We start from the raw sequence: 12,476 nt of genomic DNA, 5'->3' as shown, positions 1-12,476 counted from the left end.
GGAGGCTTTTGTATTTAACTCCTTTGGTGCGCAAAGAGAAATATTTAGCTTTTTTTGAAACAATAAGTTAACTTGCTTATCCAAACAAGGCAAGCTATGAATTACCTTAATACCCCACGTCTTTTATCTTTAGATTTTTTTAGAGGACTTACCGTTGCTGCCATGATTTTGGTTAACAACCCGGGTAGCTGGGGTAATATTTATGCACCGCTAGAACATGCCGAATGGCATGGTTGCACCCCTACCGACCTTGTTTTCCCGTTTTTTCTTTTTATAGTGGGCGTTTCTATTGCCTATGCTATGGGGAGCAAAAAACCAGACCACACAGCACATAACAAAACTATTCTTAAAGCTTTAAAACGTGGTTTAACTTTGTTCGGACTAGGGTTATTTCTAGCTTTTTTCCCTAGAAATTTTAGTGATTTTGATTTTGTAGCCTCCTTAAAAACCATACGAATTCCAGGCGTATTACAAAGAATTGGCGTTGTATTTTTCCTCTCTTCCATTGTATTTCTAAAATTTAGCGAGCGAAATATATTTAGGATCATAATTGTAATTCTGATTAGCTACTGGGCATTGATGACGTTTGTACCTGTACCTGGCATAGGCTATGCCAACTTAGAAAAGGAAACAAATTTAGGCGCTTGGTTAGATCGCTCAGTTTTAACAGAGGCACATTTATGGAAAGCTGCAAGAACCTGGGATCCCGAAGGAATGCTGAGCACACTCCCTGCAATAGCAACCTGTTTGTTCGGAGTGTTAGTAGGTATTTATTTAAAAAGAAAAGACATTGAACCAGCAACTAAAATAGCTTGGCTATTTTCTGTTGGATGTTTGGCAACTATTTTTGGCTTAATATGGGATTTAGAATTTCCGATAAATAAATCTTTATGGACAAGCTCTTACGTGCTTTACACCGGCGGATTAGCAACCATAGTGCTAGCGCTATCATATTGGATTATCGATATCAACCACTATAACCGTTTTACAAAACCCTTCGTAATTTATGGTGTAAACGCTATAACAGTTTTTTTTGTATCCGGCTTGATGCCGCGTTTAGTAAACATGATAAAAATTAAACAAGCAGATGGCGAAGAAATTGGTGCTTTAACCGCTTTTTATAAAACATTTTTTGTACCTTATTTCTCCCCAATAAATGCTTCTTTAGCTTACGCTATTGCTTTTATTTTATTCTTTTATGTAATTCTTTGGGTTATGTACAAAAAAAATATAATTATTAAAGTTTAAAATTAAATATAAAACACAACCACCGTTTATGAAAAAACGTTATCTAGTTCTAGGTTTAGCAGCAGGTTTATACATTCAACCTGCACTTGCCCAGAAAAAAACTACAACTACTAAAACACCAATTGCAAAAACAGTTGCAAAGAGCGACGTTGGTACCGCAATACCTACCGATAAAGATGTTATTATTGGAAAATTACCAAACGGATTAACTTATTACATACGCAAAAACGTTGAACCAAAAAACCGTGCCGAGTTATACTTGGGTAATAGAATTGGTTCGTTAATGGAAACTGAAGAGCAATTAGGTTTAGCTCACTTTACCGAGCACATGGCTTTTAATGGCACCAAAGATTTCCCTAAAAACGAAATGATTAATTATCTGCAAAAAGCAGGCGTTAGGTTTGGTGCAGATTTAAATGCGTACACTGGCTTTAACCAAACGGTTTACCAATTACCAATTCCTACAGATAGTGCAGAAGTTTTTAAAACAGGTTTTAAAATTTTGGCTAACTGGGCGGGTAAGGTTACCATGGATGGTAAGGAAATTGATAACGAGCGTGGGGTAATTATAGAAGAAGATCGTCAGCGTGGAAAAAATGCACAGCAAAGAATGAGCAATCAATTATTGCCGTTCTTGCTAGCCAATTCTCAATATGCTAAACGCATCCCGATAGGTAAAGTTGAAGTTTTAAACAGCTTTACACACGATAAGATTCGAAATTTCTATAATGATTGGTACCGCCCTAATTTACAAACCGTAATTGCGGTTGGTGATTTTGATGTTAAGGAGGTTGAAGCGTTGATTAAACAGAATTTCTCTGATTTAAAAAATCCTGCAAATCCTAAACCTAGACCAACTTACACCTTGGCAGATAATGCTACGCCGGCCGTTAAAATTGTAACGGATAAAGAGCAACCATATAATATTGCCCAGGTTATTTATCGCCAAAAATCTACACCTGTTAAAACAACTGCCGACTACAAGAGAACTGTTATAGAAGCAATGGTTAACAGCATGTTAGGCAATAGAATACAAGAACTTACGCAAAAAGGCACCGCACCATTTTTATTTGCACAAAGCAATTACGGGCCATATCAAGGCGGTTTAGTTTGGGGCGAAAGTGCCTTAACCACCGTGGCAGTAGCTAAGTCTTCTGCAGATATTGAAAAAGCGCTAGGAGCTGCTTTAGCGGAGAATGAGCGTATGGCTAAATTTGGTTTTACAAATGGCGAGTTTGAAACCATTAAAAAGAAAATTGAAGCTGGAATTGACAAACAATATAAAGAAAAGGACAAAAGAAAATCGGCTGTTTTTGTACAAGAATATTTAGACAATTTCCTTGTTGGTGCCGCCATTCCATCGGCAGAGTACGAATACGAAACTTCTAAAAAATTGCTTCAAACCATAACTCTGGCTGAAGTTAATGCAGTTGCTAAAACATTAATAACAAAAAATAATGTAACTGTAGTAGTACAGGCTCCTGATAAAGAAATTGATAAATTGCCAACCGAGGCGCAATTATTAAACGTATTAAAGACTGCTGGAAATGGCGTTACACCGTATAAAGAAGATATCGTAGACAAACCTTTGGTGGCAAAAATCCCTACCGCTGGAACAATTACCAACGAAACTAAAAACGAAAAAGTTGGTGTTATTACCCTAACCTTAAGCAATGGTGTAAAGGTGGTTTTAAAACCAACTGATTTCAAAAATGATCAGGTTATTTTTACTTCATTTGGTAAAGGCGGTACTTCAATTGCCCCTAATGATGATTATTTATCGGCAGAGAATGCCAGCTTAATTGCACAGTCTGGTGTGGGAGATTTTAACCCAACACAACTGGGCAAACACTTAGCAGGCAAAACCGCTTCTGTAGGCTCTTACATTGGCTCAGAATATCAAGGATTTTCTGGCAGTACATCGCCAAAAGATTTAGAAACTGCCTTTCAGTTAATTTATGCGTACGCTACAAATCCACGTAAGGACGTTGAAATCTTCAATAAAAACATAAGCGATTATAAAGTAGTGTTGGCAAACAAAAACAGTAATCCAAATAGTGTATATGCGGACACTGTGCAAGCGGTGCTGTCTAATTACCACAAACGTGGGATGCCAACAACTTTGTCAGATATCGATAAAATTTCGTTAGACAAAGCCTATGCATTTTATAAAGACAGATTTGCAGATGCTAGCGGCCAAACATTTGTTTTTGTAGGCAATTTCGAAGTAGAGAAACTTAAACCTTTTCTAACTACTTACTTGGCAAGCTTACCGTCAACAAATCGAAACGAAAACTTTGTCGACAATGGCGTTCATCCTCCAAAAGGAAAAGTAAGCAAAACAGTTTACAAAGGTTTGGAAGATAAGGCCACAGTACAATTGTTTTTCCACGATGACTATGAATATAACGTAGAAAACAATACGCAACTAGAAGCCTTAAAAGCAGCTTTAGAAATTAAAATTTTAGAGCGTCTTCGTGAAAAGGAAAGCGGCGTTTACAGCCCGAATGTTAGCTTAAGCGTAGAGAAGTATCCAAAAGCGCACTATTACTATACCATATCATTTAACTGTTCTCAAGCAAACGTAGAGAAATTAATTGCAGCGTCTTTAGAAGAAGTAAATTCATTTAAACAAAACGGTGCAACAGAAGATGATTTGAAAAAATATAAATCTGAAGAACTACGTCAAGAAGAATTAAGTTTAAGAGAAAATAGTTTTTGGTTAAGCTACCTTGTAAACCGTTTAAAATATGGAGAAGATTTAACACAAGTTTTAAGCGATAGAGAAAGAGTTAACGCAGTTTCTGTAGCTAGCACTAAGGAAGCAGCACAGAAGTATTTAAAAGGTGACAATTACATTCGTTTGGTTTTAGAACCAGAGAAAAAATAAAAAGCTTTGCTGTAAAAAACCTCTCAATTTTTTGGGAGGTTTTTTTTATTTAATAGCTAGTGTAGCGTTTACAAGCTTTGACTCGTATCTACCTAAAAACCAATAAACCATGAGAAAAATCTTACTTAACAGCTTTCTATTTTTCGTTACATTAGTTCTGTTTACACAATGCAAAAAAGGTGATGGCGATACGCTTGAACTTGTTCAGATTCCGAAAGTTATTACCGTAGAGCAAATGCGAGATTTACCCGTAGGAATTACCAATCCTATAAAAGCAGAAAAATCCGGAAAAATATATATCTACCAAGATTTTCTGTTTATTAACGAACCTAGCAAAGGCATACACATTTACAATAACAGCAACCCAAGCGCACCCGTTAATGTTGCCTTTTTGCAAATTCCCGGAAATGTAGATTTGGCAGTGAGCAATAATATTCTCTACGCTGATAGCTACGTAGATTTACTTGCTTTTGATCTCTCTGCAATGGAAAACATTAAACAGGTAAAAAGAGTAAAAGATGTTTTTAAGCAATTTTATTTTGATAACAACAGCGTACAAAAACGTGTAGTTACGTATAAAGATTCGCTTATTAGAAGAAACAGGTCTAACAATAAACAACTAATGGACGCTAGTACAAGTTACAGCTCAACCGGACAAGGTGGTTCAATGGCTCGTTTTACTTTATTAAACAGCCATTTGTATACCGTTGGGCAATCAGACTTAAGTTTATTTGATATTAAAACTGCTTCAAATCCTGTTTTTGTAAAATCTATTAACTTAGGTTGGGGTGTGGAGACTATTTTCCCTTACGAAAACAAGCTGTTTATCGGAACTAACAGAGGTATGCATATTTTTAATGCTAGCGATGCTGCCAATCCGGTAAAACTATCTACCTATAGTCATGTTTTGGCCTGCGATCCGGTTGTGGTTCAAGGCAAATACGCTTACGTAACCTTGCGTACCGGAAACATGTGCATGCAAGGCACCAACCAACTTGAGGTTGTAGATATTGCAGACGCCAGCAATCCGAAACTAGTGGCTGTTTACCCAATGCAAAATCCGCATGGTTTAAGTGTAAGTGGCAATAACCTATTTCTTTGCGAAGGCAGCTACGGTTTAAAAACCTTTAACATCGCCGACAAAAACCTCATAGGAAAAAACCTTTTACAGCACCTAAAAGGGATTAAAACTTTTGATGTGATTGCCGGACCGAAATCTTTAATTGTGACCGGCGACGGAGGTGTTTACCAATTTAACTACAGCAATCCCAACAGCTTATCTCAATTGAGCAAAATTTCCATACAAACCTCGTTGCTTTCTAACTTTTGGAGGTAGTCTTTTAAATTCGATTAGTAGAAAAACAATGTAAGCAGCTATGGCCAATGTAGCCCCTCTTTTCTCTGCTGCCGAGCCCAAAATTTGGGCCGGCATACGTTACAATAGGGTTTATAGTACAACTAGCGGTAATTCTTTTGGCAGTTTGCAACGTTGCCTAAAAGGCAGATGCGTTAAAATATAAACCTGATAGAAACGGAAAGCCCATAGTAAGGCACGAACGAAGGCTTGGAGTGTATAGCAGGACTGAATTTGCCAAACGCAACTACATTAATTTGCTAAAAACAAAACAATTTATTAGCTAGAAATCAATTTAAGAAAACCCATTTCCGCTGGCAATGTAATTAAGATAAGCATTGGCGGGCAAGCCAACATACGCTCACTCCAGCGCATATTTATAAAGTAAATTCACCACTGCGTGGTTTTATAAACTAAGACAGACTTATTGCGATAAAAAATTTAGTAAAAACAGCATGTTAGACAGGTTTTACTGATTTTATTAAACCTGTTTTATGCTCTTCTTATTTTGCCTGCACACCCACTGGTCCGCTAGCTTCGCTTTCGTTCTTTAACCGATCTAGGGCAGTAACCAGGTAATTATAACGTTTTCCTTTTTCTACGTTTGTATCTAAATAGAACGTAAAATCCTCAAAACTTATGTGCAAAATATTTTTAGCACTCAGCACATTAATCTTTTCGCCTTCTTCGAATCGGTAAACCACATAGCCAGATGCAGTTTCTCCATCGCTAGCTTTTAAGGGTTTAATCCATTTTAAATTTACGCCATCTTCCAACGCATCGGCAGTTAGTTGCTGTGGTGCATTTGGCTCAATTTCATCTAACCAAGGCATTTGCGGTGGCAAAGCCGGATATTTATAAAAATCTTTCTGTAGTGAGTCTGCAACTGCTTTAGCAACTGTAGAAAGCGATTTAGAACTAAAATACACGCTACCTTGTGCCAAATTATTAGCTCTTATGGCCCTGATCTGATTAGGGATTTCGCTAAGCCTAGCCCACGCGGGTTCTTTTTTTGTTCTACCATCGTGCACCAGATAAGCCGCCTGCCCAATGTACAAATGCCTGCCATAGGTATTTTTGCCCCACCAATCTAGCAAAGTGCCAAATGGTGCAACTGCCCTGCTAAAAGTGAAATAAATTTGTGGGTTAATATAATCTACCCAGCCTTCTTTTATCCACTTTCTCGAGTCGGCGTAAAGCTCTCCGTAGTTTGATAAGCCACTCGTTTTTGAACCCAGCGTGTCTTCGCGAAAGTTGCGCCAAATACCAAAAGGACTTACCCCAAATTTTACGTGTTTTTTATAATGATGAACACTATCATTTACCATTTTAATCAACACGTCAACATTGTTTCTGCGCCAATCGGCCACGTTTGTGAAACCATTGGGGTATTTAGCAAAGGTTGCTCCATCACTTATAACCTGGCCAGCAACGCGGTAAGGATAAAAATAATCGTCAAAGTGAACACCATCAATGTCGTAACCTTTAACAACATCTAAAATAACTTGTGTAATGTATTCTCGCACTTCAGGCAATCCTGGATCGAACAATTTTTGCCCAGCATAAGTATAAAACAACTCTGGTTTTTCTTTAGTAATGTGGTTTGCATGAGTAATTGAATTAGCGCTCATAGTTGCCCGGTACGGATTAAACCAAGCATGCAATTCCATTCCCCTACTGTGTGCCTCCTTAATGGCAAATTGCAAAGGATCATATCCTTCTGCAGGCGCCAAACCTTGCTTACCCATTAGCCAATGGCTCCAAAGCTCTCTGGATTTAGCATATAATGCATCGGCCGTTGGCCTAATTTGTAACATTATTGCGTTTAAACCTTGTCTTTTATGTCGCTCCAAGATACCAATCAGCTCCGCTTTCTGCTGGTCTATGGTTAAACCTTGTCTAGACGGCCAATCTATATTGGTTACGGTTGCCACCCAAACGCCTCTAAATTCGCGTTTTGGAGCAATTTTTGCGGTGTTTTGCGCAATCGAAATCAGTGGTGTAATTAATAGTAGAAACAGTAGAGATTTAAGGCATTTATTCATTATAAAACGGGAACAGCACGAATGCTTTGGTTTGATTTGTGTGGATAAGCGTACAATTTTTACTTTGTACTAAGCATGTTAACGGTTTTTTTGAAACTATCTGATGCAAAAGTGCTATTAATTTTACAATTATTGATTTTTTATATTATGTTAGCCGCCTTTTAAAACCACCCAAACACTTGAAATTAAAATTTAGTGGAAAGAAATCCACTCGAAAATTAATACTATGCAAGACCAAGAACAAGTAAACAAAGTTGACAGGAATAAGGTTTACTTTTTAGTTATCGTAATTGCTGCATTGTTAGGCATTAATGCCTATCTCTATTTTAAAGACCGACAGCAAAGTAGCAGATTTGTAACCGTAAGCACCGAAAAAGACCGTTTAAAATTAGAGGTTGAAAAAATTGAGGTTGAATTAGACAAGGTTAACTCGTTAAACGTAGACTTAAGCGAAAAGCTTGTAGAGGAACAAAAGTTAGCGAGACAAAAAATAGAGGAGCTAAAGGTTGCCTTACAAAAAGGAGAGCTTACGCAGGGCGATTTGGACGACGCCAAAGAGCAGATTACACAATTGAGGGAGTTTGTAAAAAACTACAATGATCAAATTACCAGATTAGAAAAGGAAAACGCTTATTTGCGTACCGAAAGGGATAGTTTAAAGAATACTGTAAGCAGCTACAACGACCGTAACGAGATACTAGAAAAAGAAAATCAGGATTTAAACGCTAAAGTAAAAGTTGGCGCTGCGTTAAAGGCATCAAATATTAACATACATGCATATAGAGTAAAAAGTAGTGGTAAAACAAGTTTAGTTACCCGAGCTAGTACTGCAAATAAGTTAACTATCGATTTTAGCATTGTACCCAACAGCTTAGCCCAAAAAAATTACCATAAAGTATATTTACGTGTTTTTGATCCGGCAGGAAACCTTGTTGCAAACAATAAAAATATGTTTGTAATAGACGGACAAGAAATGCAATACAGCACAGCAATTGAGTTTTCTTATAACAATGACGATACCGAATACAAAATAGATTGGACCAATCCACAAGCGTTCATTAAAGGCAAATATGCCATTATCCTTTATGCCGACGGCCACGTTATGGGCAAAGGAGATATCTCTCTTAGATAGCTAAACCAGCGGATAATTTAAATAGAAAGTTGTTCCCTGCGCTATTTCCGACTTAAATTCTACACTACCGCCCGCATTTTCAGTAGCTTGTTTTACAAAAGCCAACCCCAAGCCTGTTCCAGATGATTTTGTAGTAAAATTAGGAACAAAAATCTTATCCTGTAATAATGGATCAATTCCTTTTCCGTTATCTTCAACTTCTACATATACCTGTTTTTCATCGTTGATTACCTTTATTTTAATTGCGCAACGTTCTTTGCCCTCACTAGCCTCAATTGCGTTTTTAAGTAGGTTGTTAAATGTACGCATCAGCTGATCCTTATCCCCTAAAATTTTAATTGCCCTATTGCTTCTATTCAGTAAAACAATTTCTACGTTATCCGTACTATTAAACACCGATACGGTATGCTCAATAATGGGCAATAGCTCCAATTCCTCTAACTTAGTATCTGGCATTTTAGCAAAATTTGAGAACTCTGATGCAATAGACGCCAAACTATCTATCTGCTCTATAAACGACTTGTTAAAACTGGCAAACTTGCGTTCAAAATTCGGATCGCCTTCTTTCCAAGATTTTTCTAATAGCTGTACGCCTAATTTTAAAGGCGTTAAAGGGTTTTTAATCTCATGGGCAACCTGCTTGGCCATTTCCCGCCAAGCGCTCTCCCGTTCAGATCTAGCCAATTTGGTGGCGCTCAGCTCTAACGCAGCTATCATTTTATTATATTCCTTGATTAATGAACCAATTTCGTCTTGACGATGCCATACAATTGGCTGATTTTTTTGGCCCAACTTAGTTTTACTAATACTCTCCTGAATAAAAGTTAAGGGGTTTGTTATCTGGTTGGCTAAGAAAACGGCAAGTACTCCGATTAATACAAAAACAAGCGCATAAATGTTAATCAGCGTATTTATAAACAAGCCAATTTTATCTTGGTAGTCGGCTTCGTTGTCATAATATGGCAAGCCGATGTAAGCGATGGTTTGATTTTGCGCATTTCTAATAGGAGCATAAGCGGCCGCGTATTTAAATGACCCTATTTTTTCAGAGGGATTTAAAAACTCAGACTTTTGCATTACACTTAGATTTAAAAATGCTAATGGCCCCATTTTTTTGCTTAAAATACCCAGCGTATACATTTTAGGCAAGGATGTTAAATAAAGATCGCCCTTGGTAGTATAAAGGTTTAAAAACGATGCGTTCACGTCTGCAAACTGATTAAACTCCAATACACTTTGCTCATCGTTTTTTAGACCACCGTTGTTTAAAAGTTGTCTCTCATAAGAAAGCTGTACTTTTCTAATTTTTTCTCTTATGGTAGTTTCTTGCTGTTTTAGGTACTGATCTTTAATGTAAAAAAAGGTTGTCCAGCCTACAATTAATAATGTTGCCACTACCGAAAGTACAACCGAAAGCTGGATCCTGGTTTTGTATAGGATTCGGTTGGCGTTAATCATTAAATAACGATTTATGCTGAACCAACCTGCTCGGCTATCTTCTAACTTTCTAACAAACCATGTTAAAATGTAAATTGCCACACCAAAAATTATAAAAACCAAAAAAAAGAAAGAAAGCTTTGCCAAGCGGTTAATGTACGGAATGCGCTCTTTACTAATTACAATTAACTTGGTATTATCTGGCTTGTAAACTGCATGGTTATAAGTTTCGTCGTTTTCAAACTCTACCGTATTAATGGCAGCTTTAAACTTGTTGGCGTTAACCATTGGGTAAGTATAACTTCCAGACTGATTATAAAGATTTCCGTCTTTGTAAAACGCAAAAGAATAACCGCTTAGATCTTCATCGCTTTTTAGCTTCCCCTCTATCAATAACTCCGGAAAACGGCTGTTATAATCGTATACCTGCGATTTTAATTCGATAATCAATGAACCGAGCAAATTACCGTTATCAAAAATAGGTATTATACCAAAGTAGTTTTGAAACCCGAAAGTATCGTTAATTCGATAAGAAAAATTAGTTTCGGGAGTTTTTACTGCACCAGAACGAACCAGTTTTTTATACTTTGAGATAGGCACCCCGGTTGGATTGTTAAGTAGCGAATCGTTAACGTTGTATTCGTAAATATTATAATCGAAACGAGATAGGTAACCATCTAAATACTTTTTGGTAACACTGTTATGAAAACCAACTGTAGAAATTCTAGCTGGGTTTTTAAAATAAGCTACAACAGCACTATCCGTTGATATACCCTTCTCAAAACTGGCAATTGAATTAATTACCTTCGGATCATCTGCATACAATAGCTTGTCGGCTATGGAAGCTCGGTTGGCCCTCTCCTTATTATCTACAAATTTTTGGTATTTTAAAGATGTAAGGAAGGCCATACATAAAAACAACACTGCAAAAATAGCAATGGAGAACTTCCGCTCTTGCATGTAATTATTCCATCCTATTACAAAAAGCAATAGGCCATAAACCAAAAAGAAAACATTAAAATCTGTTGTCAATTTGTAAATAAAATAACCAGCTAAAGCCGTTAAAAAAACGATGAGTTTTTCTTTGGATGTAAGAACCAATTGTTTGCTTAATTCTATAAAAATATTCGCCAGCACATAGATATTAAACCATACCAAACACAGTATTAGAATACTAATCCAACTAATCCAACCTAGGTTAATTATATCGGTAATATCAAAATTGATTTTTGAATTATAAATAAGTCCCGAAAAAACATCCTCCAATAAAAAGGCACTTAAAGATAAAACAACCAACATTGCCAGTAGCAATGCCGTACCTAAAGGCTTGCTTTGGCGGAGCCACTGCGGCAGTACGTATTGGTGGCGATGTGTGTATGCAAATAACGATATCCAGGTAATGGCTATTACGTTTAATAGCAGATCACCAAGCGATGGCAACAAATCGCTTTCGGCATAAATTGATGGACTAAATATTTGCAGGTTAAATTGGTGGTTAAACCACAAGAACTGCAAATCAGACAAGCGTATCCCGATAAAGAAAATCGTAATTATTAAGGTGGCAGAAAGTAAAAAACCTTTACGAGCTAGCCAAGAACAGTAAGAATTTACAAATAGCGAAATACTAAACAGGCCGATTACCCAAAGCCAAATTTGTATGCTAGTATAAATATTTTTAGAATACTCGTCGCTAAGCTTTACAGGAAATAAAAATTCTTTATTTATACTGAAAACCTCCGTTACGTTTTTGTCGGTAAAAGTTGCTAATTCTAAGCTGTTTCTTGGAAAGAGTTCTGGTACAATTTTATTCTGCAGAAACTGATTCTCTATACTAAACTGTGTTTTAACCGTAATAAAGAACACAAAGGTATAGTTGTCTACTGTCTTCTTAAAAACATCATACCAACCGTTTGCCAAAAACCTAAAGGATCGGCCTTCTTTTAGCCTTTCTAGAGATGGATTTATCCTAGCTGAACTCCAAAACTCCAATTGTTTATTTTTGTAAACCAGAACATTGATGCCCAATGGCCTGTTGGATTCTATAAAATTTACAGCAAGCTTCTCGTCTTTACTATAGGCTTTTAACGCCTCTGTTTTTTGAGGATCGGTAAGATAGTTCTCTACAATTTGCTCTTTAGAAATTAGGCTTTTTTGCAGATCTGCAACTTCGTGCAAGAGCAAATCGGTTTGGGTAATAGAGCTATCTAAAGAGAGTGCCGTAACAATGCAGCAAACGCCCAATAGTACTAATAAAAACCTGATTTTACCACCTATGCTCACATTTTTTTAATTAGAGGTTACCGCTTTTTTCGGCATCTTTTACTGCCGTAAATAAAATTTACGGCACGTTAAGTTCAGTCTATCTTACAA

6 protein-coding genes are annotated in these 12,476 nt (G+C 36.9%); 4 read left to right on the top strand and 2 right to left on the bottom strand.

Annotated elements, in window-relative coordinates:
* Positions 1-96: 96 nt before the first annotated feature.
* From DUT69_RS02785 to DUT69_RS02775, 3 genes are all read left to right on the top strand, one after another.
* Positions 97-1,248, top strand: coding sequence for an acyltransferase family protein (locus tag DUT69_RS02785; protein WP_113651609.1), 1,152 nt, complete (start codon positions 97-99; stop codon positions 1,246-1,248).
* Between the two features lie 28 nt (positions 1,249-1,276).
* Positions 1,277-4,138, top strand: coding sequence for a M16 family metallopeptidase (locus DUT69_RS02780; protein ID WP_113651608.1), 2,862 nt, complete (start codon positions 1,277-1,279; stop codon positions 4,136-4,138).
* A gap of 109 nt (positions 4,139-4,247) precedes the next feature.
* Positions 4,248-5,474: an LVIVD repeat-containing protein gene (locus DUT69_RS02775; RefSeq protein WP_113651607.1), complete on the top strand. Its 1,227-nt coding sequence runs from the start codon at positions 4,248-4,250 to the stop codon at positions 5,472-5,474.
* A gap of 521 nt (positions 5,475-5,995) precedes the next feature.
* Here the strand turns inward: DUT69_RS02775 and DUT69_RS02770 are convergent.
* Positions 5,996-7,537, bottom strand: a complete 1,542-nt coding sequence (locus DUT69_RS02770) for a glycoside hydrolase family 10 protein (protein ID WP_113651606.1) — start codon at positions 7,535-7,537, stop codon at positions 5,996-5,998.
* Between the two features lie 226 nt (positions 7,538-7,763).
* Here DUT69_RS02770 and DUT69_RS02765 point away from each other — a divergent pair, with 226 nt between their 5' ends.
* Positions 7,764-8,669, top strand: coding sequence for a hypothetical protein (locus DUT69_RS02765; RefSeq protein WP_113651605.1), 906 nt, complete (start codon positions 7,764-7,766; stop codon positions 8,667-8,669).
* Here the strand turns inward: DUT69_RS02765 and DUT69_RS02760 are convergent, their stop codons facing one another.
* Positions 8,670-12,386: a sensor histidine kinase gene (locus DUT69_RS02760; RefSeq protein WP_113651604.1), complete on the bottom strand. Its 3,717-nt coding sequence runs from the start codon at positions 12,384-12,386 to the stop codon at positions 8,670-8,672.
* Positions 12,387-12,476 lie beyond the last annotated feature (90 nt).

It is taken from the genome of Pedobacter namyangjuensis (assembly GCF_003313325.1).
Classification (GTDB): domain Bacteria; phylum Bacteroidota; class Bacteroidia; order Sphingobacteriales; family Sphingobacteriaceae; genus Pedobacter; species Pedobacter namyangjuensis.
This window is presented reverse-complemented; position numbering and strand designations above follow the sequence as displayed.

Coding starts and splice junctions, on each gene's coding strand:
- DUT69_RS02785 (WP_113651609.1), top strand. CDS start 97: ATGAATTACCTTAATACCCCACGTCTTTTATCTTTAGATTTTTTTAGA.
- DUT69_RS02780 (WP_113651608.1), top strand. CDS start 1,277: ATGAAAAAACGTTATCTAGTTCTAGGTTTAGCAGCAGGTTTATACATT.
- DUT69_RS02775 (WP_113651607.1), top strand. CDS start 4,248: ATGAGAAAAATCTTACTTAACAGCTTTCTATTTTTCGTTACATTAGTT.
- DUT69_RS02770 (WP_113651606.1), bottom strand. CDS start 7,537: ATGAATAAATGCCTTAAATCTCTACTGTTTCTACTATTAATTACACCA.
- DUT69_RS02765 (WP_113651605.1), top strand. CDS start 7,764: ATGCAAGACCAAGAACAAGTAAACAAAGTTGACAGGAATAAGGTTTAC.